Below are 25256 nucleotides of genomic sequence, written 5' to 3'. Positions count from 1 at the left end.
GACTGCGCTATGTTCCGCTTGCGTGCAAGCGCCGCTGGAGGCTCATCCATGGTCAAGCGTTCGGTTCAGGATCAGGCAGGGGGACCCGTTCTGGTGTCGCCGGGACTGCTGGCCGCGCCGGTGCTGGATCTGATGTGCTCGCATTTCGTGCTGACCCTGGCCGCCAAGCAGGGGCCCAAGTTCAACGTGCGGCGCGACCTCAACGGCCTGCTGGCGCTGGCCGGTCGCCACCTGGTGTGGCCGGCGCCGGTGCTGGCGCGGCTGCGCGCCTTTCTCGCGCGGCGCTGCAAGGACAACGAGTTCTGGCGCGGCCACGAGGCCTTGTCCACGCGCGCCTTCCTCGAGCGCCACGGCACCTGGCGCGGCCCCTACGAGGAAGGCACGCTGTTCTTCTACCTCGACGAATACGCCAAGGACGCGCCCAAGGACCTGCTCACGGTGCTCAGTGCCACCGGCGCCTGGCTGACCCAGGCGCTGAAGAAGCAGTCCACCCTGGTGGAGAAGAACATCGACGCGCTCTCGGGCCTGCTGCAGCTCAACCGCGCCGAGCGCGCGCTGCTGCTGTACGGCACGCTGGCGCGCTACCAGCGCGACCTGCGCAGCCTGCTGGTGGAATTCAAGGTCAACAACGCGCCCGAGGCCTACGCGGCGATCGCCGAGGTGGCCGGCGTGAACGCGGCCGAGGTCGGCGAGGCGCTGCGCGCCGGCTCGCGCCTGGAGCGCATCGGCCTGGTGGAGAACCTGATCTCCGAGCACAACATCACCGACCTGGCCGACCTGATGAAGGTCAGCGAGAAGCTGCCCGCGGTGCTGATGCGCGAATACCGCGACCAGAGCGAGCTGATGGCCGTGTTCACCCGGCCCTGCGCCAAGAGCGCGCTGGGCCTGGCCGACTTCGCCTTCGTCGCCGAGGACGCCCAGGTGCTCAGCGCCCTGCTGCGCAATGCCGTCGCGCGCCAGGAGCCCGGGGTCAACGTGTTGCTCTACGGCCCGCCCGGCACCGGCAAGACCGAGCTGGCCAAGGTGGTGGCCCAGGCCGCCGGCCTGGACCTGTTCGAGGTCGAGTACGCCGACCGCGACGGGCATTCGCTGAGCGGGCGCGACCGCTACCGTTCGCTGCAGATCGCCCAGGTCTTCCTCAAGGGCAGCGCGCACGCGGCCCTGCTGTTCGACGAGGTCGAGGACGTGTTCCCGCCGATCTCCAGCGAGGCGGCGCAGCTGATGGCGCGCGCCGAGCAGGTGGCGGCGCCGGCCAGCGCCAGCGTCAGCGGCAAGGCCTGGGTCAACCAGATCCTGGAATCCAACGCCGTGCCCACGATCTGGGTCACCAACCGCATCGAGCAGATCGACCCGGCGTTCCGCCGGCGCTTCGCCTACCACCTGGAGCTCAAGAGCCCGCCGCCCGGCGCGCGCGAGGGCCTGGTGCGCAAGACGCTGGAGGGCGTGGACGTCTCGGACGCCTTCGTCGCGCGCCTGACCGCGCGCAAGGGGCTGACGCCGGCGCAGATCCGCACCGCGGTGCGCTTCGCCGGCCTGGCCTGCGAGGGCGGCCCGGCGGCGCTGGGCCAGGCTGCGGTCGAGACCTTGATCGAGCGCCAGCTGCGCAACGCCGACCAGGCGCTGGGGCGGCGCGGGGCCGAGGGCGGGGCGCGGCGCAGCGTGACCCATTACGACCTGGCCATGCTCAACGTCGAGACGCGCTTCGAGGTTCCGCGCATCGTGCAGGCGCTGCAGGCGCGCGGCCACGGCACGCTGTGCTTCTACGGCGCGCCCGGCACCGGCAAGACCGCGCTGGCCGAGCACATCGCCGAGCGCCTGGACAGGCCGCTTTTGGTCAAGCAGGCCAGCGACCTGATGAGCAAGTTCGTCGGCGAGACCGAGCAGCACATGGCTGCCATGTTCCGCGAGGCCGAGGCCGAGAAGGCCGTGCTGCTGCTCGACGAGGCCGACAGCTTCCTGCAGGACCGGCGCGGCGCGCAGCGCAACTACGAGGTCAGCGAGGTCAACGAGATGCTGCAGGGCATGGAGCGCTTCGCCGGCATCTTCATCTGCACTACCAACCTGATGGACCGCATCGACCAGGCCGCGCTCAGGCGCTTCACCTTCAAGATCCGCTTCCTGCCGCTCACGCGCGCGCAGCGCGAGCAGATGTTCGTGACCGAGGTGCTGGGCGGCGAGGCCGCAGGCCTGAGCGAGGCCCTGCGCGCGCGCCTGGCCCGGCTCGAGCAGCTGTGCCCCGGCGACTTCGCCGCCGTGAAGCGCCAGACCGACATCCTGGCCGCCGCCTTCGGGCCCGAGGAGTTCCTCGAGCAGCTCGAGGCCGAGCACCGGCTCAAGCCCGAGGTGCGCGAGGCGCGCGCCATGGGCTTCGTGCAGTGAAGACGCGCGCGGCGCTTCAGGCCGGGGTGGCGGGCCCCTTGAGCTCGACCGTATTGCCTTCCGGGTCGCTCATGTAGATCGAGGGGCCCAGGCCCTCGGCGCCGTAGCGCGTCGCGGTGTCACCGGCCGCCACGCCGGCGGCCTCGAGCTGGCGCCGGATCCCGGCTTCGTCGAAGGGGTCCACGCGCAGGCAGAAATGGTCGAGATTGCGCCCCTGGTCGCCGGGCGGGGCGCCGCCGGCACGGCCCAGCGGGCCATCCACGGTCACCAGGTCGATCAGGCTGCGGCCCGCGCGCAGCTGCACCAAGCCCAGGTCCTGGACGCGCCGCTCGACCTGGCAACCCAGCACCGCCACGTAGAAGCGGATCATGGCCTCGAGGTCCACGACCCGAAGCACCAGATGGTCGATCTCGCGGATGTGGATCATGCGGACGGCCCTGCTTGTCGCTTCCTCGATACTAGGCGGGGCCGGTCTCCCCCGCAAGCCGCGGGGCGCGCTCAGACCTCGCCGCCGCACACCTGCAGCACCTGGGCGCCGTATTTCTCGAGCTTGGACGCGCCTATGCCGCTGACCCCTTGCAGGTCGTCCAGCGTTTGCGGGGCCAGCGCCGCGATCGCGGCCAGGGTGGCGTCGTGGAAGATCACGTAGGCCGGCAGGTTGTGCTCGCGCGCGACCTCGGCGCGCCAGGCGCGCAGGGCCTCGAAGCGCGCCTGTGCCTCGGCGCCCAGGGCGGCCGCCACGGCGGCCGGCGCCTTGGGGGCCGACCGGTCGCGCCGCGTGCGGCGCCCGGCCGGCGCCGAGACTGACTCGCGCAGCATCACCGGCACCTCGCCGCGCAGCACGGCGCGCGAGGCCTCGGTCAGCTGCAGGGTGTTGAAGGCCTGCGGGTTGACGGCCAGGGCGCCGGTCGCGATCAGCTGGCGCAGCACGCCGCGCAGCTGGGCCTCGCCGAGCGCGGCCCCCAGGCCGAAGGTGCTCAGGCTCGCGTGGCCGAACTGCGCGACCTTGTCGGTCTGCTTGCCGCGCAGGATGTCGATGATGTGGCCGGCGCCGAAGCTGATGCCGCTTTGCTGCTGCACGCGGTAGACGGTGGACAGCAGCTTGCGCGCGGCCTCGGTGCCGTCCCAGACCTCGGGCGGGTTCAGGCAGTTGTCGCAATTCCCACATGTGGCCCCCACGCTCGGCACTTCGTGTCCTCGCTGCCCCCCGAGGGGGCCGTGTCCGCCTTGGGGCGGCCCGGCGGCGGACGGCTGGCTTCCGTACACTTCCCCGAAGTAACCGAGCAGGCGCACGCGCCGGCAGTCGGTGGCCTCGGCCAGGGCCAGCAGGGCGTCGAGCTTGCCGACCATGACCTGCTTGAAATCCTCGCCGGCCGGGCTCTCGTCGATCATGCGGCGCTGGTTCACCACGTCCTGCAGGCCGTAGGCCATCCAGGCGTCGGCCGGCAGGCCGTCGCGCCCGGCGCGGCCGGTCTCCTGGTAGTAGCCCTCTATGTTCTTGGGCATGTCCACATGGGCGACGAAGCGCACGTCGGGCTTGTCTATGCCCATGCCGAAGGCGATGGTCGCCACCATCACGATGCCGTCCTCGCGCAGGAAGCGGTCCTGGTGGCGCTGGCGCACGGCTGCATGAAGGCCCGCGTGGTAGGGCAGGGCGTTGAGGCCGGCGTCGGCCAGGGTCTGCGCGATGTCCTCGACCTTGCGGCGCGACTGGCAGTAGACCACGCCGGCTTCGCCGGCATGCTCGCCCTCGATGAAGCGCAGCAGCTGGGTGGTCGCGTCCTTCTTCTCGACGATGGTGTAACGGATGTTGGGCCGGTCGAAGCTGCTGACGAACTGCTGCGCGTCCTCGAGTTGCAGGCGCTCGACGATGTCGGCGCGCGTCAGCGCGTCGGCCGTGGCGGTGAGGGCGATGCGCGGCACGCCGGCGTAGCGCTCGTGCAGCACCGTGAGCTGGCGGTACTCGGGGCGGAAATCGTGGCCCCACTGGCTCACGCAATGCGCCTCGTCGATCGCGAACAGGGCCAGCTGGCCGCGCTCGTGCAGGCTGTCGAGCTGGGCCAGGAAGCGCGGCGTGGTCACGCGCTCGGGCGCGGCGTAGAGCAGGGTGATCTCGCCGCGGCGCAGGCGCTGCTCGACCTGGGCCGCCTCTTCGCCGCTGAGCGTGGAGTTGAGGAAGGCCGCTTCCACCCCGGCCTCGTGCAGCGCGCCGACCTGGTCGTGCATCAGCGCGATCAGCGGCGAGACCACGACGCTGACCCCGTGCCCCGCGCGCTGGCGCGCGATCGCCGGGACCTGGTAGCACAGGCTCTTGCCGCCGCCGGTGGGCATCAGCACCAGGGCGTCGCCGCCGGCGCTGACATGGTCGATGATGGCCTGCTGCGGGCCGCGGAAGGCGTCGTAGCCGAAAACCTCGCGCAGGATGGACAGGTGGGTCAAGGCAGAAAAGGGGGCAAGGGGGAAAGGGGGAGAACAGGAAGAGTCGGCCAGCCCGCCATTGTCTCGCGAAATTCTCCCCCCGAAATTGCCCCGCCGGGCGCCGGGTCGGCCGCCTCTTCCTACAATCGGGGCCCTATGAAGCCGCTGACCTACACCCGCGCCCAGGCGCTGCCCGAGATCCTGAAGCACCGCATCGCCATCCTCGACGGCGCCATGGGCACCATGATCCAGCGCTTCAAGCTGAGCGAGGCGCAGTACCGCGGCGAGCGCTTCAAGGACTTCCACAAGGACGTCAAGGGCAACAACGAGCTGCTCTCGCTGACCCGGCCCGACGTGATCCGCGACATCCACGAGGGCTATCTGGCCGCCGGCGCCGACCTGATCGAGACCAACACCTTCGGCGCGACCCGCATCGCCCAGGCCGACTACGACATGGCCGAGCTGGCGCGCGAGATGAACCTGGACTCGGCCCGGCTGGCGCGCGCGGCCTGCGACAAGTTCTCCACGCCCGACAAGCCGCGCTTCGTCGCCGGCGCGCTCGGCCCCACGCCCAAGACCGCCAGCATCAGCCCCGACGTGAACGACCCCGGCGCGCGCAACGTGAGCTTCGAGGAGCTGCGTGCGGCCTACTACGAGCAGACCGAGGCCCTGGTCGAGGGCGGCTCCGACCTGCTGCTGGTCGAGACCATCTTCGACACGTTGAACGCCAAGGCCGCGCTGTTCGCCATCGACGAGTATTTCGAGGCCTCGGGCGAGCGCCTGCCCATCCTGATCAGCGGCACCGTGACCGACGCCTCGGGCCGCATCCTGAGCGGCCAGACCGTCACCGCCTTCTGGCACAGCGTGCGCCACGCCCGGCCTTTGGCGGTGGGCCTGAACTGCGCCCTGGGCGCGGCCCTGATGCGGCCCTACATCCAGGAGCTGCACAAGGCGGCGCCCGACACCTTCATCAGCTGCTACCCCAACGCCGGCCTGCCCAACCCCATGAGCGAGACCGGCTTCGACGAGACGCCCGAGGTCACCAGCCGCCTGCTGCAGGAGTTCGCGGCCGAGGGCCTGGTCAACATCGTTGGCGGCTGCTGCGGCACCACGCCCGACCACATCGGCGCGATCCACCGCGCCGTGGCGCCGCTGGCCACGCGCGCCTTGCAGGCCGGCCCGTTCTACCGCGAAGCCGCCTGAGCGGCCGCGGCGGCCTCGGCCATCAGCGCCACGAAGCGCTGCGCGCCCAGGCCCAGCGGGCGCGCGCGCGACCAGACTACGTCCACCCACAGCGTGAGCGCGTTGCTCAGGTTCTCGAACGACAGCGCCACCAGGGCGCCGGCCTCCATGCGTGCGCGCACCAGGGCGTGCGGCAGCCGGCCCCAGCCCAGGCCGGCCTCGATCAGCGCCAGCGCGGCAATGTGGTTGTCGGTGCGCCAGTGGTGGCGCGCGTAGACGAAGCGCGGGTCGCGCTGCGCCGGGTCGCGGCTGGCGACCACGATCTGGCGTGTGCCGGTCAGGTGCTCCTCGCGCAGCCGGGCGGCCCCGGCCGGCTCGCCGCGTGCCTGGGCCGCCGCGCGCGCGGCCTGCAGCACCGGGTGCTGCGGCGCCATCACCGCTACCAGGGTCTCGCTGCCGACCTCCTGAAAGCCCTCGCTGCCGTCTATGCTGGGCCGCTCGAACACCAGGGCCAGCTGGGCACGGCCGGCGTGCAGCAGGGCCAGGGCGTCGGTCTGGGGCGCGGCCAGCACCTCGACCTGCAGCAGCGGGTACTCGGCGGCCAGGGCGGCCAGCGGGCCGCTCCAGCGCCCGGCCAGCAGCTCGGGCGCGATGGCCAGCGTCAGGCATTGCTCCAGCCCCTGGTGCAGGGCCTGGGCCTGCACGTTGAGTTGCTGCAGCTGGGCCGCGAGCTGGCGTGCCTGGGGCTCGAGCGCGCGCGCCGCGGGCGTGGGACGGGGCTCGCGGCCCTGGCGGTCGAACAGCGCCAGGCCGAGCTCGGCCTCCAGGTGGGCCATGGTCATGCTGACGGCCGAGGGCACGCGGCCCAGGGCGCGCGCCGCGGCCGAGAACGAGCCCTGGTCGAGCACGGCCAGGAACACCTGCACGCTGTCGCTGGAAAAAGCCATGGCGTCCGATCTTTCAGAAAAACTGATATTTATTGACTTTATATGTCAGCGACACGCCGATAAAGTGCCTCCCATGTCGTCCGCGCCGTCTTCGATTTCCGCCGCCGCCCCCTCCGGGCCCCTCTGGTTCAGCCTGCAGGGGCTGCGCCGCCGCCTGCTCTACGTTAGCGTCTTCGAGGGCCTGGCCGTCGCCTGCACCAGCTGGGGCCTGTCGCAGATGTCGGGCCAGGACCTGGCCCATGCCGGGGTCATGGGCCTGGCCTCCTCGGCCATCGCGGTGTTCTGGAACTTCCTGTTCAACGCCTGCTTCGAGCGCTGGGAGGCGCGCCAGGCCCGGCGCGGGCGCAGCCTGGGGCGCCGCATCGCCCACGCGGCGGGTTTCGAGGGCGGCCTGGTGCTGTCCCTGGTGCCGCTGTTCGCCTGGTGGTTCGGCGTCAGCCTGTGGCAGGCCTTGGTGATGGACCTGGGCCTGATCCTGTTCTTCCTGGGCTACACCTTCGTCTTCAACTGGGGCTTCGACCGGCTGTTCGGGCTGCCGGCCTCGGCCTGTCCTGTGGTGACCTGAGCGCCTCGGCCGCGACGCCGAGGCCATTGCCGTAAAATCTGCCCTCCCCCCAAGGAGCGTTGCAGCGGACAGGTGTCAGGTCCGTCAGGCTTGGGGAACCGATCTCCGCAACGACGCTCGCCTGAACCGTGCCTTGCCCAGGTGAGACCATGTCCGATATTTCCGTCCCCCCCATGAAGCTGTCCGGCCTGGAGCCGGTCGCCATCGGCGAAGGCTCGCTGTTCGTCAACATCGGCGAGCGCACCAACGTCACCGGCTCCAAGGCCTTCGCGCGCATGATCCTGAACGGCGAGTTCGAGCAGGCGCTGGCGGTGGCGCGCCAGCAGGTGGAGAACGGCGCCCAGGTGATCGACATCAACATGGACGAGGCCATGCTGGACAGCCAGGCCGCCATGGTGCGCTTCCTGCAGCTCATCGCCTCCGAGCCCGACATCGCGCGCGTGCCCATCATGGTCGACAGCTCCAAGTGGAGCGTGATCGAGGCCGGCCTGCGCTGCATCCAGGGCAAGGGCATCGTCAACTCGATCTCGATGAAGGAAGGCGTGGAGGAGTTCAAGCGCCAGGCCCGGCTGATCAAGCGCTACGGCGCGGCCACCGTGGTGATGGCCTTCGACGAGCAGGGCCAGGCCGACACCTATGCGCGCAAGACCGAGATCTGCGAGCGCGCCTACCGCATCCTGGTCGACGAGGTGGACTTCCCGCCCGAGGACATCATCTTCGACCCCAACATCTTCGCCATCGCCACCGGCATCGAGGAGCACAACAACTACGCGGTGGACTTCATCGAGGCCACGCGCTGGATCAAGCAGCACCTGCCGGGCGCCAAGGTCTCGGGCGGCGTGTCCAACGTGTCGTTCAGCTTCCGCGGCAACGACCCGGTGCGCGAGGCCATCCACACGGTGTTCCTCTACCACGCGATCCAGGCCGGCATGGACATGGGCATCGTCAACGCCGGCATGGTCGGCGTCTACGACGAGGTCGAGCCCCAGCTGCGCGAGCGCGTCGAGGACGTGGTGCTGAACCGCCGCCCCGACGCCGGCGAGCGCCTGGTCGAGATCGCCGAGTCGGCCAAGGGCGCGGCCAAGGACGACAGCAAGAAGCTCGAATGGCGCGCCGGCACGGTGGCGCAGCGCCTCTCGCACGCGCTGGTGCACGGCATCAACGACTTCATCGTCGAGGACACGGAAGAGGCCTACCAGGCCATCCTGGCCCGCGGCGGGCGGCCGCTGCACGTGATCGAAGGCCCGCTGATGGACGGCATGAACATCGTCGGCGACCTGTTCGGCCAGGGCAAGATGTTCCTGCCCCAGGTGGTGAAGTCGGCGCGCGTGATGAAGCAGGCCGTGGCCCACCTGGTGCCCTACATCGAGGAAGAGAAGAAGCAGCAGGAGGCGGCCGGCCTGGACGTCAGGTCCAAGGGCAAGATCGTCATCGCCACGGTCAAGGGCGACGTGCACGACATCGGCAAGAACATCGTCACGGTGGTCCTGCAGTGCAACAACTTCGAGGTCGTCAACATGGGCGTGATGGTGCCCTGCCACGAGATCCTGGCCAAGGCCAAGGTCGAGGGCGCCGACATCGTGGGCCTGTCGGGCCTGATCACGCCCAGCCTCGAGGAGATGCAGTACGTGGCCGGCGAGATGCAGAAGGACGACTACTTCCGCATCAAGAAGATCCCGCTGCTGATCGGCGGCGCCACCACCAGCCGCGTGCACACGGCCGTGAAGATCGCGCCGCACTACGAGGGCCCGGTGGTCTACGTGCCCGACGCCTCGCGCAGCGTCAGCGTGGCCCAGGGCCTGCTGTCGGACCAGGCGCCGCAGTACGTCGCCGATCTCAATGCCGACTACGACAAGGTGCGCCAGCAGCACGCCAACAAGAAGCAGGTGCCGCTGTGGCCGCTGGCGAAGGTGCGCGCCAACAAGACCCCAATCGACTGGTCGGGCTACGAGCCGCCCAAGCCGAAATTCATCGGCCGGCGCGTGTTCAGGAACTTCGACCTGGCCGAGCTCGCCAAGTACGTCGACTGGGGCCCGTTCTTCCAGACCTGGGACCTGGCCGGTCCCTATCCCGCCATCCTGCAGGACGAGGTGGTCGGCGAGCAGGCGCGCAAGGTCTTCGCCGATGCCCAGCAGATGCTGCAGCGCCTGATCGAGGGCCGCTGGCTCACCGCCAATGCGGTGCTGGGCCTGTACCCGGCCAACAGCGTGCGCGACGACGACATCGAGCTCTACACGGACGAATCGCGCAGCCAGGTTGCGCTGACCTGGTACGGGCTGCGCCAGCAGACCGAAAAGCAGGTGATCGACGGCCAGATGCGGCCCAGCCGCTGCCTGGCCGACTTCGTCGCGCCCAAGGGCGTCGCGCCCGACTACGTGGGCCTGTTCGCCGTCACGGCGGGCCTGGGCGTGGACAAGAAGGAGCAGCAGTTCCTGGCCGCGCACGACGACTATTCGGCCATCATGCTCAAGGCCCTGGCCGACCGCCTGGCCGAGGCCTTCGCCGAATGCCTGCACCAGCGCGTGCGCACCGACCTCTGGGGCTACGTGCCGCAGGAGGCGCTGGGCAACGAGGAGCTGATCGCCGAGAAATACCAGGGCATACGCCCGGCGCCCGGCTACCCCGCCTGCCCGGACCACAGCGTCAAGCGCCCCATGTTCGAGCTACTGCAATGCCGCGAGATCGGCATGGGCGTGACCGAGAGCCTGGCCATGACGCCGGCCGCCAGCGTGAGCGGCTTCTACCTCAGCCACCCGCAGAGCACCTACTTCAACGTGGGCCGCATAGCCGAGGACCAGTTGCAGGACCAGGCCGCTCGGCGTGGCCTGCCCGAGGCCGAGCTGCGGCGCCTGCTCGCGCCCAACCTGGGCTGATCTGTAGCGTCTTACCCCGCGTTACAAATCAGACACTCAGCTTTGCTCGAGGCTGTGTAACTTTCCCCCTGCTCGGCCGTTATGGCTGGAACGGCGCTGCGCGACCCGCTTCCGGGTTGCTTGCCATGCGCCGTGTTTGACACAAGAGAGGGAAAGCATGACGACAACCTATGAACAAGCCGCGCGGCAGGGCGCCACGCCCGCACGCAACCCAGCGCTTCTGTGGGGCGTGATCGGCGCCCTGGGCACGGCCGTCGTGGCGCTGGCCGCCGTCCTGGTCTGGGTCCAGCGCCCCGCGCCGACACCGCTGGCCGCGCCCACCGTGGCGGGGGCCCCGCTGGCTCCGGCCCCCGCCGGGCAGGCTGCAGGCAGGGAGGAACTGCTGCAGGACGGTCCGGCCGAGCCGCCGGCCAAGCCGGCCGCCAAAGCGGTCGAGAAAAGGCCTGCAGCCACCCCGCGCCCTGTGCCGCATCCCGCGCCGGCGCCCATGGCCAAGGCGCCCGCGGCGGCGATGCCCGCCCCCGCGCCTGAGCCGGCACGCGCCATCTGCTACAGCTGCGGCACCGTCGAGTCGGTGACCCAGGTGCAGCGCGAGGCACCGACCTCGGGCATGGGCGCGGTGGCGGGCGGCGTGCTCGGCGCCGTGGTCGGCAACCAGGTCGGCAAGGGCGGCGGCCGCACGGCGGCCACCGTGCTGGGCGCCGTCGGCGGCGGCCTGCTGGGCAATACGGTTGAGAAGCGCATGCGTCCCCAGACCGTCTACCAGATCGGCGTGCGCATGGAAAATGGCCAGCTGCGCACCGTGGAGCGCGCCGCGCCGGTCAACGTGGGCAGCCGCGTCACGCTGGAGGGCGAGACCCTGCGCACCGCCGACGGTGCCGTGGTGCCCGAACTCCAGCGTCCCGCACCCGCGCCGCAGCAGGCGCCGGGGCCGGTCTACACCAGCGGTGGCGGCTGAGTCTGCATCCCGCCTGCCGATTACGATCGAACTCCCCTAGCTTCAGAGAACCATGATGAAAAAAATCCTCCTCGCCAGCCTCATGAGCGCCTTCGCCCTGGGGGCGCTGGCCCAGCCGCCCGCCAAGTCCGGCGGCAAGGCGCTCTGTGATCAGTGCGGCACGGTGCAGGCCGTCAAGCAGGAAAAACGCAAGGGTGAGGGCGGCGCGGCCGGCATCGTCGGCGGTGCCGTGGTCGGCGGCCTGCTGGGCAACCAGGTCGGCGGCGGCACCGGCAAGACCCTGGCCACGGCCGGCGGCGCCGTGGCCGGCGGCGTGATCGGCAACGAGGTCCAGAAGCGGGTCACCAGCAAGACGGTCTGGGTGACCACCGTGCGCATGAAGGATGGCAGCATCCGCAACTTCGAGCAGGAAGCCCAGCCGGGCTGGGCCGCGGGCAACGTGGTCCAGGTGCAGCAGGGCGGGGCGCTGATGCGGCGTTAAGCCCGGGTCTGCGGCGCGTCGGTCGGCGGCGCCGGCTTGGCCTTGCCCAGCAGCGGGCCCAGCAGGTCCATGGGCAGCGGGAAGACGATGGTCGAGGCGCGGTCGCCCGCCACCTGGGTCATGGTCTGCAGGTAGCGCAGCTGCATGGCTTCGGGCTGCTGGGCCAGCATGCGCGCGGCTTCCAGCAGGGAGGCCGCGGCCTGTTTCTCGCCCTCGGCGTGGATCACCTTGGCGCGCCGCTCGCGTTCGGCCTCGGCCTGGCGCGCGATGGCGCGCACCATGGACTCGTTGAGGTCGATGTGCTTGATCTCCACATTGGTGACCTTGATGCCCCAGGCATCGGTCTGCGCGTCCAGGATGCGCTGCAGGTCCAGGTTCAGGCGCTCGCGCTCGGCCAGCATCTCGTCGAGCTCGTGCTTGCCCAGCACCACGCGCAGCGTGGTCTGCGCCAGCTGGCTGGTCGCCATCAGGAAGTTCTCGACCTGGATGATGGCCCTCTGCGGGTCGACCACGCGGAAGAACAGCACGGCATTGACCTTCACCGAGACGTTGTCGCGCGAGATCACGTCCTGCGGCTCCACGTCCATGGTCACGATGCGCAGGTCCACCCGCACCATCTTTTGAATCCCGGGAATCAGCAGCACCAGCCCCGGGCCCTTGACCTTCCAGAAGCGCCCGAGCTGGAACACCACGCCGCGTTCGTACTCGCGCAGGATGCGGATCGCGCTGGCCAGCAGCGCCGCCAGGAACAGCAGCAGCGGCAGCAGCACGTTGCCCAGGCCGAGGTCGATGATCATGATGAGGCTCCTTGTCGTGTCGCTTCGGGTTCGGCCTGCACGTCCAGCGTCAGTCCCCGCACGCCGACCACGCGGACCGCCTGGCCGGGCTGCAGCGGCTCGCGGCAGCTCACGCGCCAGCGCTCGCCCTGGACCTCGGCCCAGCTGTCGCCGTCCGCGACATGCAGCACCCGGCCCGGGGCACCGATCAGCGCCGCATGGCCGCTGACCACGGGGCGCCGGTGCGCTTTCAGCGCCAGGCCCCCACCCAGCAGCACCACGGCCGCCGACAGCAGGGCCAGGCCCACGATCAGCGGCAGCGGCACGCCGAAGCCCGGCAATTCGGTGTCGAACAGCAGCAGGCCGCCGGCGACGAAGGCCGCGATGCCGCCCACGCCCAGCACGCCGAAGCTCGGCGCCAGCAGCTCGGCCACGAACAGTCCCATGCCCAGCAGGATCAGGGCCAGGCCGGCGTAATTGACCGGCAGCAGCTGCAGCGCGAACAGGCCCAGCAGCAGGCTGATCGCGCCGAACACACCGGCCAGGCCCAGGCCGGGCGAGGAGAACTCGAACAGCAGTGCGTAGATGCCCAGCATCATCAAGAGCAGCGCGATGCTGGGCTGGCTGACCACCGACAGCAGCCGGTGCCGCCAGTCGGGCGGCCTTGTCTCGAGCGTCAAGCCGCGCGTGGCCAGCTTCAGCTCGCCGCCGGCCGTGCGCAGGCTGCGGCCGTCGAGCCGGGCCAGCAGCTCGGCGGGGTCGCGCGCCAGCAGGTCGATCACGCGCTCGCGCAGTGCTTCCTCGGCCGTCAGGCTCACGGCCTCGCGCACCGCGCGCTCGGCCCATTCGGCGTTGCGCCCGCGCAGCTGGGCCAGGCCGCGGATGAAGGCGGCGGCGTCGTGCACCTGCTTGGCAGTCATGGCGTCGGCGGGCGGCGCGGGAGCCTTGTCCTTGCCTTGCTTGGCATCGCCCTGGCCGCCCCCCGGTGCGCCGGGCGGCTTGCGCTCGGTGCCGGGCAGGCCGATGGCCACCGGCGTCGCGGCGCCCAGCGTGGTGGCCGGCGCCATGGCCGCCACATGGGCCGCGTAGAGGATGTAGGTGCCGGCGCTCGCGGCGCGCGCGCCCGCGGGCCGCACGTGGACGGCCACCGGCACCGGCGAGGCGAGGATGGCCTGCACCATCTGCCGCATCGAGCTGTCGAGCCCGCCCGGGGTGTCCAGCTCCACGATCACCAGTGGCGCCCCCTCCTGCGCCGCCCGGCGCAGGCCGCGCAACAGGTAGTCGGCACTGGCCGGCCCGATCGCGTCCTGCACCTGCAGCACCGGCACGCTCGCCGTGCCTGCCAGCGAGGTCGGCAGGGCCAGCAGCAGCAACGCTGCCGCAACGATCCAGAACTTGCGCATGGGGCTCATGCAGGCCTCCGTGCGCCCGGCCGGCGGTGCCGGAATCCGGGTCGCACAGCGCAGATGAAAGCACGATGCGGCGCGGCGCAGGGGCGCACGGGCGCGAGCCCCTGATGTCGGCTGGGGATTCGGGACGCCGCCCCGGCGTCAGGCCGGCCGCAGCGCCCGCCGGTACTGTATGGCCTCGGCCACATGGGCTGCGCCCACCCCGGCGGCGCCCGCCAGGTCCGCGATGCTGCGCGCGACCTTGAGCACCCGGTGCGTACTGCGCGCCGACCAGCCCAGGCGGGCGGCGGCGGTCTGGGTGAAGCGCAGGGCCTGGTCGTCGAGCGCCAGCTGGGCGTCGATCTCGCGCCCTTGAAGCGCCTGGTTGGGCTTGCCCTGGCGGTCCAGCGCGCGCTGCCGGGCCCCGACCACGCGCTCGCGGATGGCGGCCGTGCCCTCGCCGGCCGGCGCCCGCAGCAGCTCTTCGGCGGGCAGGGCCGGCACCTCCACATGCAGGTCGATGCGGTCGAGCAGCGGGCCGCTGAGCTTGCCCTGGTAGCGCGACACCTGGTCGGGCGTGCAGCGGCAGCTGCGGCCTGCGGCGCCCAGGTAGCCGCAGGGGCAGGGGTTCATGGCCGCGATCATCTGGAAGCGCGCCGGGAACTCGGCGCGCCGCGCCGCGCGCGCGATCGCGATGCGGCCGGTCTCCAGCGGCTCGCGCAGCGCCTCCAGCGCGGCGCGCGGAAACTCGGGCAGTTCGTCGAGGAAAAGCACGCCGTGGTGGGCCAGCGAAATCTCGCCGGGCCGCGGCGGCGAGCCGCCGCCGACCAGGGCCACGGCGCTGGCCGAATGGTGCGGGCTGGCCGTAGGCCGCTGCGACCAGTGGGCCAGCGAGAAGCGCCCGCCCAGGCTGGCCAGCGCCGCGCTCTCCAGCGCCTCGACCACCGTCATGGGCGGCAGCAGGCCGGCCAGGCGCTGGGCGAGCATGGACTTGCCCGAGCCGGGCGGGCCGACGAGCAGCAGGCTGTGGCCGCCCGCGGCGGCGATCTCCAGCGCGCGCTTGGCCGCGGCCTGGCCCTTGACGTCGGCCAGGTCCGGGCCGGGAGCGGCCTCGCACGGAATCGCGGGCGTCACGCGGGCCCAGCCTTCGCCCTCGGCCGGGGCCGCGGGGGCGGGCAGAAACTGCTGAACCACGTCGAGCAGGTGGCGCGCGCGGTACACCTGGGCGTCGGGCACCAGGGCGGCCTCCTCGGCGCTGCCGGGCGGCAGCACCAGGCGGCTAGCCACGCCCTGCTGGTGCAGGGCCAGGCTCATGGCCAGCGCGCCGCGCACCGGGCGCAATTCGCCCGACAGCGAGAGCTCGCCCGCGAATTCGTGGCCGGCCAGGCGGGCGCCGGCTATCTGCCCGCTGGCGGCCAGGATGCCCAGGGCGATAGGCAGGTCGAAGCGGCCCGAGTCCTTGGGCAGGTCGGCCGGCGCCAGGTTCACGGTGATGCGCTTGTCATGCGGGAACTCGAGGCCCGCGTTCTGCAGGGCCGAGCGCACGCGCTCTCGCGCTTCCTTGACCTCCACCTCGGCCAGGCCGACCAGGGTGAAGCTCGGCAGGCCGTTGGCCAAGTGCACCTCCACGGTGACCGCCGGCGCTTCCAGCCCCAGAACGGCGCGACTTTGCACCAAAGACAAACTCATGGATACTTTCCTCCCAAGACTGGTGCATTGAACGGTTTTCTGCTGCAAATCGTGGCGTAATGCACATTGTTGGTGCCTTGTGCGGGACCATCTTAGTGGTCAAACGCGGCAAGGCCGGCCAGGGTGCACGGATCATGCCCTGTGACAAATTGGCACGTTCCATGCTTGGTTTGAGAAGCTCCTTTCAACAACCTACCAATGGAGAAGTCGATGACATCGAAGTCCGCCAAAGTTCTCGCCGTTGCCGCCCTGGCTGCCCTGCCCATGCTGGCCAGCGCCCAGCTGACCGCCAACGTCAGCCTCACCAGCAACTACAAGTTCCGTGGACAGGATCAGGACCAGAGCCGGACCAAGACCTTCAAGCCGGCGATCCAGGGCGGCTTCGACTACGCCTTCGGCGGGACCGGCTTCTACGTCGGCAACTGGAACTCCAGCGTCGACTGGCTGAGCGGCAACAGCCTCGAGAGCGACGTCTACGGCGGCTACAAGTTCAGCTCCGGCGCTCTGGGCTTCGACGTGGGCGTACTGGCCTACCTGTACCCGGGCAACAACTTCGGCAACACCACCGAGCTCTACGGTGCCGTGAGCTACGGCCCGTTCACGGCCAAGTACTCGCACACCGTGTCGGACGGCTACTTCGGCGTCGGCAAGGCCACCGACGACGGCAAGGGCACGGGCTACCTGAACCTGGCCTATGCCCAGGAAGTCGCCAAGAACGTGACCCTGAAGGCCTCGGTGGGCTTCACCAACTTCAAGGCAGTCACCGGCGCTGCCGACTACACCGACTACAGCGTTGGCGCCTCCTACGACTTCGGCGGCGGCGTCTCGCTGACCGGCGCGGTGGTCGGCGCCAACAAGAAGGCGTCCTACCCCTACGCCATCGATGCCAGCAAGTCGGTCAACAAGAGCGCCTTGATCGTGACGCTCACTAAGACCCTGTAAACACAGACCACAGCAGCGCGGCGCCCGGCGCCGCGCTCTTTCAAACCGAGAGGAACCCCAAATGAAACTGGTGACAGCGATCATCAAACCGTTCAAGCTGGACGAGGTGCGCGAAGCCCTGTCCGGCATGGGCGTGCAGGGCATCACCGTGACCGAAGTCAAGGGCTTCGGCCGCCAGAAGGGCCACACCGAGCTGTACCGCGGCGCGGAATACGTGGTCGACTTCCTGCCCAAGGTCAAGATCGAGGCCGCCGTGGCCGACGACCTGGTCGAGCGCGTCATCGAAGCCATCGAGGGTGCCGCCCGCACCGGCAAGATCGGCGACGGCAAGATCTTCGTCTACGACCTCGAGCAGGTGATCCGCATCCGCACCGGCGAGACCGGCAAGGAAGCATTGTGAGATTTGCGGGACCGGCTGGCGCGCGCCGCGCCCGGCCTGTCCTTCCCGAATAAAGCACAAGACGAGAGAACACGGACATGAAGAAACTGCTTGCCTCCCTGGCCTTGGGCCTGAGCCTGCTGATGGGCGCCGGCCTCGTGTCGGCCCAGGCGCCTGCCGCCGCGCCGGCGGCGACGGCACCGGCCGCCGCCGAAGCCAAGCCCGCCGAAGCCGCTCCCGCAGCGGCGCCCGCCGCCGCTGCTGCGGCCGCGCCTGCCGCTGCCGAAGCCAAGCCGGCCGAAGCCGCCGCCGCTCCGGCACCGGTGCCCAACAAGGGCGATACCGCCTGGATGCTGGTCTCCACCCTGCTCGTGATCCTGATGGTCGTGCCCGGCCTGGCCCTGTTCTACGGCGGCCTGGTGCGCAGCAAGAACATGCTGTCCGTGCTGATGCAGGTCATGGTCACCTTCTCGCTGATCGTGGTGCTGTGGTTCATCTACGGCTACAGCCTGGCCTTCACCGAGGGCAATGCCTATTTCGGCAGCTTCGACCGGCTGTTCATGAAGGGCATCTGGGACAACGCAGCCGGCACCTTCGCCAACGCCGCGACCTTCAGCAAGGGCGTGGTGATCCCCGAGATCGTGTTCGCCGCTTTCCAGGCCACTTTCGCGGGCATCACCTGCGCGCTGATCGTCGGCGCCTTCGCCGAGCGCATCAAGTTCTCCGCCGTGCTGCTGTTCATGACGATCTGGTTCACCTTCAGCTACCTGCCCGTGGCGCACATGGTCTGGTTCTGGATGGGCCCGGACGCCTACACCGGCAAGGAAGTGGTGGACGCGATGACCGCCAAGGCCGGCCTGATCTGGCAGTGGGGCGCGCTCGACTTCGCGGGCGGCACCGTGGTGCACATCAACGCCGCCGTGGCCGGCCTGGTGGGCGCCTTCCTGGTGGGCAAGCGCATCGGCTACGGCCGTGAGTCCATGGCGCCGCACAGCCTGACGCTGACCATGGTCGGTGCCTCGCTGCTGTGGGTGGGCTGGTTCGGCTTCAACGCCGGCTCCGCCCTGGAAGCCAACGGCTTCGCCGCCCTGGCCTTCATCAACACCCTGGTCGCCACCGCCGCCGCCGTGCTGGCCTGGTGCGTGGGTGAGGCGCTGATGCGCGGCAAGGCCTCGATGCTGGGTGCCGCTTCGGGCGCCGTGGCCGGCCTGGTGGCCATCACGCCGGCCGCCGGCAACGTCGGCATCGGCGGTGCCCTGGTGATCGGCCTGATCGCCGGCTTCGCCTGCCTGTGGGGTGTCAACGGCCTCAAGAAGCTGCTCGGCGCGGACGACTCGCTGGACGTGTTCGGCGTGCACGGCGTGGGCGGCATCGTCGGCGCCCTGCTGACCGGCGTGTTCAACTCGCCCAGCCTGGGCGGCCCGGGCTTCGTGGCCGACTGGGTCACCGCCAGCGTGGTGACGGCCGCCGACTACTCGATCGCGGCCCAGGTCTGGACCCAGGCCAAGGCCGTGCTGCTGACCATCGTCTGGTCCGGCGTGGTGTCCTTCATCGCCTACAAGATCGTCGACCTCACGATCGGCCTGCGCGTCAGCGAGGAGCACGAGCGCGAAGGCCTGGACATCACGTCCCACGGCGAAACCGCCTACAACCGCTGATCCGTGCCCGCGGCCTGCCCTGGCAGGCCGGCGGTTCCCGGCATCCAGGGCCCGCCTCCGGCGGGCCTTTTCCATTGGAGCGCCCGGCAGGGCCTGCGTGCACAATGCGTCGGCCAGATTTCATCCGATACCGTCCATGACCCATACCCTCCAACTGTCCAGCGAGCGGCTGCGCTGCGAGATCGCCCCTGCCCTGGGCGGCTGCATCGTCGGGCTCTGGCTGGGCGAGCTGCCGGTGCTGCGCAGCCAGCCGGCGGCCCAGCTCGCCACGTCGCGCCAGTCCGCCAGCTACCCGCTGGTGCCCTATTCGAACCGCATAGCCCAGGCCCTGCTGCAGTGGCAGGGCCAGAGCTACCCGCTGGCGGCCAACAACCCGCCCGAGCCGCACGCCATCCACGGCGTGGGCTGGCAGCAGCCCTGGCAGGTGCTGGCGGCCGACGCGCAGTCGGCCAGGCTCGCCTACCAGCACCTGCCCGACGCCGCCTGGCCCTTCGCCTTCGCCAGCACCCAGGAGTTCCGCCTGACGCCCGATGCGCTGGAGCTCAGGCTCAGCCTCAGCAACCAGGCCGGACAGCCGGTCCCGGCCGGCCTGGGCTGGCATCCCTTCTTCGTCAAGCGCCCGGGCAGCCACATTGCCTTCCAGGCCCAGGGGCGCTGGGAGATGGGCGAGGACAAGCTGCCGACCCGGCGCGCCAGCGTGCAGGGCCTGGACACCGATTGCGCCTCGCTCGACCTGGACCATTGCTTCGACGGCTGGGACGGCCTGGTCCAGCTGCGCGACGAGGCCCTGCGCATGCGCATCCGCTCCGACCTCGGCTGCCTGGTCGTGTTCACCAACGGCGCGCGCGACACCGTCGCCATCGAGCCGGTCAGCCATGTCAACAACGCCGCCAACCTGGTCGCGGCCGGCCAGCGCGCCGAGGACCTGGGCCTGCGCGTGCTGCAGCCCGGTGAGACCATGAGCGCGCAGATGCGCATCGAGGTGGAGGCCGTGCGATGACTTCCTGGCAGACCTTCGTGGACCAGCCCTGCGAGCTCGGCGAATCCCCGTTCTGGCACCCCGTGGAGCAGCGTCTGTACTGGATCGACATCGCGCGGCGCAGCGTGCTGCGCGCCGATGCCGGCGGCGCCGTCGAGCGCTGGGAGTTGCCTCAGGAGCCCGGTTGCATCGCGCCGGCCGCCAGCGGCGGCCTGGTGCTGGGCCTGCGCGACGGCATCTACCGTGCGCGCCAATGGGGCGGCGAGCTGCAATGCCTGGCGCGCCTGCCGCACGACAGCGCCACCGCGCGCAGCAACGACGGCAAGTGCGACGCCCTGGGCCGCTTCTGGGTCGGCACCCTGTACGAGCCGCGCGACCAGGCCGCCGCGGCGCTCTATGCGCTCGACGCGCGGGGCGGCCGCGCGCCGGCGTTGACGCGCATGGCCGGCGAGGCCACGGTGGCCAACGGCCTGGCCTGGTCGCCCGACGCGCGCATCCTGTACTGGGCCGACACCTCTTCGCACCGCATCCGCGCCTGGGACTGGGACGCCGAGGCCAACCAGCTCTCGAACCCGCGCGTATTCCAGCAGATGCCCCCCAAGCCGCCCGGCTGGGCCTGGGGCGACCCGGCCGCCGCGCCCTACGGCGGCCGGCCCGACGGCGCCGCGGTAGATGCCCAGGGCAATTACTGGTCGGCCCAGTACGAGGGGCGCCGCCTGCTCAAGCTCTCGCCGGCCGGCGAGCTGCTGGCCGAGCTGCCCACGCCGGTGCAATGCCCGACCATGGCCTGCTTCGGTGGCGCGGACCTCAGGACGCTGTACCTGACCACGGCGCGCCATGGACGCAGCGCGCGCGAGCTGGCCGAGCAGCCGCAGGCCGGCTGCGTGTTCGCGCTGCGCGTGGACCAGCCGGGCCTGCCGGTCAACTTCTTCCAGGACTGAACGAAAAAAGCGCACAAGCCTCGTTCAAAAACATCAAGCCCGCACAGCGGTCGCGGCGGGATGGATGGACTTACCATGGCCGCATGGATTCCGCCCTTCAGACCCTCACCGAGACCGTGCGCGAAGCCGCCGCCCACGGCCAGCCGCTGCGCATACGCGGCGGCGGCAGCAAGGACTTCTACGGCCAGTCCCTGGTCGGCGAGCCGCTGGACACCCGCGCGCTCAGCGGCATCGTGAGCTACGAGCCCAGCGAGCTGGTGGTCACGGCGCGCGCCGGCCAGCCGCTGGCCGAGCTCGAGGCCGCGCTGGCCGAGCGCGGCCAGTGCCTGCCTTTCGAGCCGCCGCATTTCGGCCCCGGCGCCACCGTGGGCGGCATGGTCGCCAGCGGCCTGAACGGCCCGGCGCGCGCCAGCGTGGGCGCGGTGCGCGACTACGTGCTGGGCCTCAGCCTGCTCAACGGCCGCGCCGAACTGCTGAGTTTCGGCGGCCAGGTCATGAAGAACGTGGCCGGCTACGACCTCAGCCGCCTGATGGCCGGCGCGCTCGGCACCCTGGGCCTGATCGTCGAGGTCAGCCTCAAGGTGCTGCCCATGGCGCCGGCCGAGGCCACCCTGTGGTTCGACATGGACGAAGACGCCGCGCGCATCCAGCTCAACCGCTGGGGCGGCCAGCCCCTGCCCATCAACGCCTGCTGCTGGCAGGCGGGCCGGCTGGCCCTGCGCCTGCGCGGCGCGCGCGCTGCCGTGGCCGCGGCGCAGAAAACCATGGGCGGCCAGGCCGTGGACGGGGCGGCCGATCCCCTGTGGCAGAACCTGCGCGAGCAGACCCTGCCCTTCTTCGCGTCCCGGCCCGGCCAGGCGCTGTGGCGCCTGAGCCTGCCCGACACGGCCGCCGCGCTGGATATCGGCCCCACCCTGGTGGAGTGGGGCGGGGCGCAGCGCTGGGTCTGGCTGCCGGTGGGCGATGCCGAGCGCGTGCGCGCCGCGGCGGCGCGTGCCGGCGGCCATGCCACGCTGTTCCGCGGCGGCGACGACCGTACGCCCGTGTTCACGCCGCTGGCGCCGCCGCTGGACCGCATCCACCGCGAGCTAAAGGCCCAGTTCGACCCGGCGGGCATCTTCAACCGCGGCCGCCTGTACTCTGAATTCTGACCATGCAGACCCATCTCGCCCCCGAATTCCAGGACACACCCGAAGGCCGCGAGGCCGAGGCCATCCTGCGCAAATGCGTGCACTGCGGCTTCTGCACCGCCACCTGCCCGACCTACCAGCTGCTAGGCGACGAGCTCGACGGGCCGCGCGGCCGCATCTATTTGATGAAGCAGGTGCTCGAGGGCGCCGAGCCCACGCGCAAGACCCAGCTGCACCTGGACCGCTGCCTGACCTGCCGCAACTGCGAGAGCACCTGCCCCTCGGGCGTGCAGTACGGCCACCTGGTCGACATAGGCCGCAAGATCGTCGAGGCCAAGGTGCCGCGCCCGGCCGGCGAGCGCGTGCTGCGCTGGGCGCTCAAGCAAGGCCTGCCCTCGCCGCTGTTCGCCCCGGCCATGAAGCTGGGCCAGGCCGTGCGCGGCCTGCTGCCCGCCAAGCTCCAGGCCAAGGTGCCGCCGAAGCAGGCGGCCGGCAGCTGGCCGACCCGCACCCATGCGCGCAAGGTGCTGATGCTGGCCGGCTGCGTGCAGCCCGCCATGATGCCCAACATCAACAGCGCCACGGCGCGCGTGCTCGACGCCGCCGGCATCCAGACCCTGGTCGCGCCCGAGGCCGGCTGCTGCGGCGCGGTCAGGTTCCACCTGAACGACCAGGAAGGGGGCCTGGCGCAGATGCGCGCCAACATAGACGCCTGGTGGCCCCTGGTCGAGCAAGGCCAGGTCGAGGCCATCGTCATGAACGCCTCGGGTTGTGGCGTCACGGTCAAGGAATACGGCCATCTGCTGCAGCACGACCCGGCCTACGCGGCCAAGGCGCGCCGCATCGGCGAGCTCACGAGGGACCTTAGCGAGCTGCTGCCCGATCTCGTGGCCGCGCTGCGCGGTCGGGTCAAGGCGCCAGCCGGCCGCGTCGTCTTCCACCCCCCTTGCACGCTGCAGCATGGCCAGCAGCTGCGCGGCGGGGTGGAAAAGCACCTGGGCGAACTCGGCTTCGAGCTGCGCCTCGCGGCCAGCGAATCGCATCTGTGCTGCGGCTCGGCCGGCACCTACTCGGTGCTCCAGCCCGAGCTCAGCCTGCAGCTGCGCGACCGCAAGCTGGCCCAGCTGCAGGCCAGCCAGCCCGAGTGCATAGCCAGCGCCAACATAGGCTGCATTACCCACCTGCAAAGCGGCACCGACACGCCGGTGCGGCACTGGGTCGAGCTGCTCGACCAAGCCCTGGCCGGCTGACCCGATTCGCCGGGGCTGGCATGATGGCGGGTTTTGACCCGCCGCTTCGTCACGCCATGACCGACACCCTGCCCGACCAGGCCCCCCTTTCCGCTGTGGCCGCCGAGCCTGCCGCCACGCCTGCCGAGGTGAAAGCCGCCGAAGTTGCCGCCCCGGCCAGACCTGCCGCCCCCCGCGGCGCGCGGCGCGGCCGCCGGGGCGCTGGCCGCGGGGGGCGCCCGTCCCCCCAGGCGGCCGCGCCCGCGGCGCCCCGGCCGGACCGTCCCGCCGCGCCGCGCCGCAGCCACCCCCTGCTCGAGCGGCTGGCCGGCCTCTACCCGCGCCTGTTCGGCGAGGCGCCGGCGCCGCTCAAGCGCGGCATCTTCGAAGACCTGCTGGCCGCCCATGGCGCGGACCTCGAGCCCGAGGCGCTGAAGGCCGCGCTGGCCCTGCACACCCGCTCCACGCGCTACCTCTCGGCCATGGCCTCGGGCCAGCCGCGCCGCGACCTGCAGGGCCAGGCCGTGGAGGCCGTGGCGCCCGAACATCAGCACCATGCCCTGCTCGAGGTGTTCCGCCGGCGCAAGCCGCGCGAGGGCGAGGACCCGCGCGCCAAGCTGCGCGAGCGCCTGCTCCAGGCCTTCGAGGCCTCGGGCCTGACGCGCGAGGCCTATGCCGAGCGGGTGCGCGGACGCGACGAGTCGGCCAACGCCCTGCTCGACGAGGCCCTGGCCGAGGCCGCCGCGCGCGCCGCCAAGGACGAGGCCCTGCTGCGCGCCTTCGAGGCCAGCGGCCAGGCCGTGCCGGCCTTCGCCGAGCTTTACGGGCTGGACCCGCGCGCCGCCGAGCGCACCCTGGCGCGCGCGCAACGCCGCCGCGAGATCGTCGCGTGAGCCCCAGGGACCTGTTCGCCGGCGTGGCCTACGCGCTGGCGGCGGGCCTGATGTGGGGGCTGGTGTTCGTCGCGCCGGCCCTGCTGCCCGATTACCCGCCGCCGGCCCTGGCCTTCGGCCGCTACCTGGCCTTCGGCCTGGTGGCCCTGCTGCTGGCCCTGCCCGACCGCGCGCGCCTGGCCGCGCTCACGCGCGCCGACTGGGCCGAGGCCTTCAAGCTGTCCCTGGTGGGCAACATCCTTTATTACCTGTTCCTGTCGGCCGGCATCCAGGCCGCGGGCGTGCCGCTGGCCAGCGTGATCATCGGCGCGCTGCCGGTGGTGATCGCGGTCTGCGCCAACTGGCACGAGCGGGCCCTGCCCTGGGCCAGGCTGGCGCCCTCGCTGGGCCTGATCGCCGCCGGCATCGCCCTGGTCAACCGCTCGGAAATGGCGCGGGTCGAGGCCGGCGGAGCCGGGGCCTACTCGCTGGGCGCCGCGCTGACCGGGGTGGCCGTCGCGGCCTGGACCTGGTACCCGATACGCAACGCGCGCTGGCTGCAGCGCCACCCGGCCCTGTCGGCCACCGCCTGGACCACGGCCCAGGGCCTGGCCACGCTGCCGCTGGCGGCCTTGGGCTGGATAGGCTACCTGCTGTGGCCGGGCGAGGGCGCGTTCGCCGCCAGCGGCTGGGCCGGCCTGGGCCCCCGGCCCGGCCTGTTCCTGCTGCTGATGTTGGCCATGGGCCTGTTCGCCTCCTGGCTGGGCACCCTGGCCTGGAGCCGCGCCAGCCAGCGCCTGCCCACCTCGCTGAGCGGCCAGCTCATCGTGTTCGAGACCCTGGCGGCCCTGGCCTACGGCTTCTGGCACCGCGGCCAGGGGCCCGACCTCGGCACGGGTGCGGGCATCGCCCTGCTGGTGGCCGGCGTGGTGCTGGGCGTGCGCGCCTTTCAGCGCCAGACCACCGCCTGAGGTTCAGGCCTTTACCGCCAGCGCCGCCTCGATGTCGCCGGCCAGCTGCGCGGGCGGGGTGCGCGGGGCGTAGCGGCGCAGCACCCGGCCGTCGCGGCCGACCAGGAACTTGGTGAAGTTCCACTTGATGGCCCGGGTGCCGAGCAGGCCGGGGGCCTGGTCCTTGAGCCAGCGGTACAGCGGGTGGACGCCGGGGCCGTTGACCTCGAGCTTGGCCATCATCGGAAAGTCCACGCCGTAGTTGCTTGCGCAGAAGGCCGCGATCTCGTGCTCGGGGCCAGGCTCCTGGCGGCCGAACTGGTTGCAGGGGAAGCCCAGCACCACCAGGCCGCGCGGTCCGTAAGCCTTGTGCAACTGCTCCAGGCCTGCGTACTGCGGCGTGAAGCCGCAGGCGCTGGCGGTGTTGACGATCAGCAGCACCTGGCCGCGCCAGGCGGCCAGCGGCTGGGGCCGGCCGTCGATGCGGGGCGCGTCGAAGTCGTAAGCCGTGGTCATGGTT

Annotated in this window: 22 protein-coding genes and 1 riboswitch; of the genes, 15 read left to right on the top strand and 7 right to left on the bottom strand. The window is 71.3% G+C overall.

What is annotated here, in order from left to right:
* The first annotated feature begins 48 nt into the window (after positions 1 to 48).
* A complete protein-coding gene (locus FFS10_RS09310; protein WP_137893835.1) occupies positions 49 to 2379 on the top strand; it encodes an ATP-binding protein in 2331 nt (776 codons plus the stop codon).
* A gap of 16 nt (positions 2380 to 2395) precedes the next feature.
* On the opposite strand, the gene FFS10_RS09305 is transcribed toward FFS10_RS09310, so the two are convergent.
* Together FFS10_RS09305 and FFS10_RS09300 are read right to left on the bottom strand one after the other, a co-directional pair.
* Positions 2396 to 2806, bottom strand: a complete 411-nt coding sequence (locus tag FFS10_RS09305; protein WP_137893833.1) for a VOC family protein — start codon at positions 2804 to 2806, stop codon at positions 2396 to 2398.
* 71 nt (positions 2807 to 2877) lie between these two features.
* On the bottom strand, positions 2878 to 4818 hold the full coding sequence (locus FFS10_RS09300) for a RecQ family ATP-dependent DNA helicase (protein WP_137893831.1): 1941 nt from the start codon (positions 4816 to 4818) through the stop codon (positions 2878 to 2880).
* 135 nt (positions 4819 to 4953) lie between these two features.
* Here FFS10_RS09300 and FFS10_RS09295 point away from each other — a divergent pair, with 135 nt between their 5' ends.
* On the top strand, positions 4954 to 6000 hold the full coding sequence (locus FFS10_RS09295; RefSeq protein ID WP_137893829.1) for a homocysteine S-methyltransferase family protein: 1047 nt from the start codon (positions 4954 to 4956) through the stop codon (positions 5998 to 6000).
* Here the strand turns inward: FFS10_RS09295 and FFS10_RS09290 are convergent.
* Positions 5982 to 6926 carry a LysR family transcriptional regulator gene (locus tag FFS10_RS09290; protein ID WP_137893827.1) on the bottom strand — a complete coding sequence of 315 codons (945 nt, stop codon included), beginning with the start codon at positions 6924 to 6926 and terminating at the stop codon, positions 5982 to 5984. The genes FFS10_RS09295 and FFS10_RS09290 overlap by 19 nt on opposite strands.
* 133 nt (positions 6927 to 7059) lie before the next feature.
* Between FFS10_RS09290 and FFS10_RS09285 the strand changes: the two genes are divergently transcribed.
* From FFS10_RS09285 to FFS10_RS09270, 4 genes are all read left to right on the top strand, one after another.
* On the top strand, positions 7060 to 7491 hold the full coding sequence (locus FFS10_RS09285; protein WP_137893869.1) for a PACE efflux transporter: 432 nt from the start codon (positions 7060 to 7062) through the stop codon (positions 7489 to 7491).
* A gap of 45 nt (positions 7492 to 7536) precedes the next feature.
* Positions 7537 to 7617, top strand: a riboswitch (S-adenosyl-L-homocysteine riboswitch).
* Positions 7618 to 7664: 47 nt separating this feature from the next.
* Entirely contained in the window at positions 7665 to 10364 is a 2700-nt protein-coding gene (gene metH / locus FFS10_RS09280; RefSeq protein WP_137893867.1) for a methionine synthase, read from the top strand.
* Between the two features lie 157 nt (positions 10365 to 10521).
* Positions 10522 to 11322, top strand: coding sequence for an outer membrane lipoprotein (locus FFS10_RS09275; RefSeq protein WP_137893825.1), 801 nt, complete (start codon positions 10522 to 10524; stop codon positions 11320 to 11322).
* 55 nt (positions 11323 to 11377) lie between these two features.
* The gene (locus tag FFS10_RS09270) at positions 11378 to 11803 is read left to right on the top strand and encodes a glycine zipper 2TM domain-containing protein (protein ID WP_171016117.1); all 426 of its coding nucleotides are present in this window, start codon (positions 11378 to 11380) and stop codon (positions 11801 to 11803) included.
* Here the strand turns inward: FFS10_RS09270 and FFS10_RS09265 are convergent.
* The 3 genes from FFS10_RS09265 to FFS10_RS09255 form a co-directional block, all read right to left on the bottom strand.
* The gene (locus tag FFS10_RS09265; RefSeq protein ID WP_137893821.1) at positions 11800 to 12600 is read right to left on the bottom strand and encodes a slipin family protein; all 801 of its coding nucleotides are present in this window, start codon (positions 12598 to 12600) and stop codon (positions 11800 to 11802) included. The genes FFS10_RS09270 and FFS10_RS09265 overlap by 4 nt on opposite strands.
* Positions 12597 to 13991: an NfeD family protein gene (locus FFS10_RS09260; protein WP_137893819.1), complete on the bottom strand. Its 1395-nt coding sequence runs from the start codon at positions 13989 to 13991 to the stop codon at positions 12597 to 12599. The genes FFS10_RS09265 and FFS10_RS09260 overlap by 4 nt, the downstream gene beginning before the upstream one ends.
* 138 nt (positions 13992 to 14129) lie before the next feature.
* Positions 14130 to 15656 carry a YifB family Mg chelatase-like AAA ATPase gene (locus FFS10_RS09255; protein ID WP_137893817.1) on the bottom strand — a complete coding sequence of 509 codons (1527 nt, stop codon included), beginning with the start codon at positions 15654 to 15656 and terminating at the stop codon, positions 14130 to 14132.
* 210 nt (positions 15657 to 15866) lie between these two features.
* On the opposite strand from FFS10_RS09255, the gene FFS10_RS09250 reads away from it, so the two are divergent.
* The 9 genes from FFS10_RS09250 (at position 15867) to FFS10_RS09210 (ending at position 24757) form a co-directional block, all read left to right on the top strand.
* A complete protein-coding gene (locus FFS10_RS09250; RefSeq protein ID WP_137893815.1) occupies positions 15867 to 16598 on the top strand; it encodes a TorF family putative porin in 732 nt (243 codons plus the stop codon).
* A 61-nt stretch (positions 16599 to 16659) separates the two neighbouring features.
* Positions 16660 to 16998: a P-II family nitrogen regulator gene (glnK, locus tag FFS10_RS09245; RefSeq protein ID WP_137893813.1), complete on the top strand. Its 339-nt coding sequence runs from the start codon at positions 16660 to 16662 to the stop codon at positions 16996 to 16998.
* A gap of 77 nt (positions 16999 to 17075) precedes the next feature.
* Entirely contained in the window at positions 17076 to 18635 is a 1560-nt protein-coding gene (amt, locus tag FFS10_RS09240; RefSeq protein ID WP_137893811.1) for an ammonium transporter, read from the top strand.
* Positions 18636 to 18771: 136 nt separating this feature from the next.
* Positions 18772 to 19635 carry an aldose 1-epimerase gene (locus FFS10_RS09235; protein ID WP_137893809.1) on the top strand — a complete coding sequence of 288 codons (864 nt, stop codon included), beginning with the start codon at positions 18772 to 18774 and terminating at the stop codon, positions 19633 to 19635.
* A complete protein-coding gene (locus FFS10_RS09230; protein WP_137893807.1) occupies positions 19632 to 20555 on the top strand; it encodes an SMP-30/gluconolactonase/LRE family protein in 924 nt (307 codons plus the stop codon). Before FFS10_RS09235 ends, FFS10_RS09230 begins: the two co-directional genes overlap by 4 nt.
* An 83-nt stretch (positions 20556 to 20638) precedes the next feature.
* Positions 20639 to 21706: a glycolate oxidase subunit GlcE gene (gene glcE / locus FFS10_RS09225; protein WP_137893805.1), complete on the top strand. Its 1068-nt coding sequence runs from the start codon at positions 20639 to 20641 to the stop codon at positions 21704 to 21706.
* Positions 21707 to 21708: 2 nt separating this feature from the next.
* Positions 21709 to 22935 (top strand): glycolate oxidase subunit GlcF, encoded by a 1227-nt coding sequence (gene glcF / locus FFS10_RS09220; RefSeq protein ID WP_137893803.1) that lies wholly within the window; start codon positions 21709 to 21711, stop codon positions 22933 to 22935.
* Positions 22936 to 22991: 56 nt separating this feature from the next.
* Entirely contained in the window at positions 22992 to 23807 is an 816-nt protein-coding gene (locus FFS10_RS09215; protein WP_137893801.1) for a ProQ/FINO family protein, read from the top strand.
* An 11-nt stretch (positions 23808 to 23818) separates the two neighbouring features.
* Positions 23819 to 24757: a DMT family transporter gene (locus tag FFS10_RS09210; protein ID WP_137893865.1), complete on the top strand. Its 939-nt coding sequence runs from the start codon at positions 23819 to 23821 to the stop codon at positions 24755 to 24757.
* Between the two features lie 3 nt (positions 24758 to 24760).
* Here the strand turns inward: FFS10_RS09210 and FFS10_RS09205 are convergent, their stop codons facing one another.
* The gene (locus tag FFS10_RS09205; protein WP_137893799.1) at positions 24761 to 25252 is read right to left on the bottom strand and encodes a glutathione peroxidase; all 492 of its coding nucleotides are present in this window, start codon (positions 25250 to 25252) and stop codon (positions 24761 to 24763) included.
* Positions 25253 to 25256: the final 4 nt, after the last annotated feature.

Origin of the sequence: Ramlibacter sp. 2FC (genome assembly GCF_005503345.1) — a bacterium.
Classification (GTDB): domain Bacteria; phylum Pseudomonadota; class Gammaproteobacteria; order Burkholderiales; family Burkholderiaceae_C; genus SCMQ01.
Note: the sequence above shows the minus strand (reverse complement) of the source record. Positions and strands in the feature narration are given on the sequence as shown.

Coding starts and splice junctions, on each gene's coding strand:
- FFS10_RS09310 (WP_137893835.1), top strand. CDS start 49: ATGGTCAAGCGTTCGGTTCAGGATCAGGCAGGGGGACCCGTTCTGGTG.
- glcF (WP_137893803.1), top strand. CDS start 21,709: ATGCAGACCCATCTCGCCCCCGAATTCCAGGACACACCCGAAGGCCGC.
- FFS10_RS09235 (WP_137893809.1), top strand. CDS start 18,772: ATGACCCATACCCTCCAACTGTCCAGCGAGCGGCTGCGCTGCGAGATC.
- FFS10_RS09295 (WP_137893829.1), top strand. CDS start 4,954: ATGAAGCCGCTGACCTACACCCGCGCCCAGGCGCTGCCCGAGATCCTG.
- metH (WP_137893867.1), top strand. CDS start 7,665: ATGAAGCTGTCCGGCCTGGAGCCGGTCGCCATCGGCGAAGGCTCGCTG.
- amt (WP_137893811.1), top strand. CDS start 17,076: ATGAAGAAACTGCTTGCCTCCCTGGCCTTGGGCCTGAGCCTGCTGATG.
- FFS10_RS09290 (WP_137893827.1), bottom strand. CDS start 6,926: ATGGCTTTTTCCAGCGACAGCGTGCAGGTGTTCCTGGCCGTGCTCGAC.
- glnK (WP_137893813.1), top strand. CDS start 16,660: ATGAAACTGGTGACAGCGATCATCAAACCGTTCAAGCTGGACGAGGTG.
- FFS10_RS09250 (WP_137893815.1), top strand. CDS start 15,867: ATGACATCGAAGTCCGCCAAAGTTCTCGCCGTTGCCGCCCTGGCTGCC.
- FFS10_RS09215 (WP_137893801.1), top strand. CDS start 22,992: ATGACCGACACCCTGCCCGACCAGGCCCCCCTTTCCGCTGTGGCCGCC.
- FFS10_RS09265 (WP_137893821.1), bottom strand. CDS start 12,600: ATGATCATCGACCTCGGCCTGGGCAACGTGCTGCTGCCGCTGCTGCTG.
- FFS10_RS09305 (WP_137893833.1), bottom strand. CDS start 2,806: ATGATCCACATCCGCGAGATCGACCATCTGGTGCTTCGGGTCGTGGAC.
- glcE (WP_137893805.1), top strand. CDS start 20,639: ATGGATTCCGCCCTTCAGACCCTCACCGAGACCGTGCGCGAAGCCGCC.
- FFS10_RS09260 (WP_137893819.1), bottom strand. CDS start 13,991: ATGAGCCCCATGCGCAAGTTCTGGATCGTTGCGGCAGCGTTGCTGCTG.
- FFS10_RS09255 (WP_137893817.1), bottom strand. CDS start 15,656: ATGAGTTTGTCTTTGGTGCAAAGTCGCGCCGTTCTGGGGCTGGAAGCG.
- FFS10_RS09275 (WP_137893825.1), top strand. CDS start 10,522: ATGACGACAACCTATGAACAAGCCGCGCGGCAGGGCGCCACGCCCGCA.
- FFS10_RS09205 (WP_137893799.1), bottom strand. CDS start 25,252: ATGACCACGGCTTACGACTTCGACGCGCCCCGCATCGACGGCCGGCCC.
- FFS10_RS09270 (WP_171016117.1), top strand. CDS start 11,378: ATGAAAAAAATCCTCCTCGCCAGCCTCATGAGCGCCTTCGCCCTGGGG.
- FFS10_RS09230 (WP_137893807.1), top strand. CDS start 19,632: ATGACTTCCTGGCAGACCTTCGTGGACCAGCCCTGCGAGCTCGGCGAA.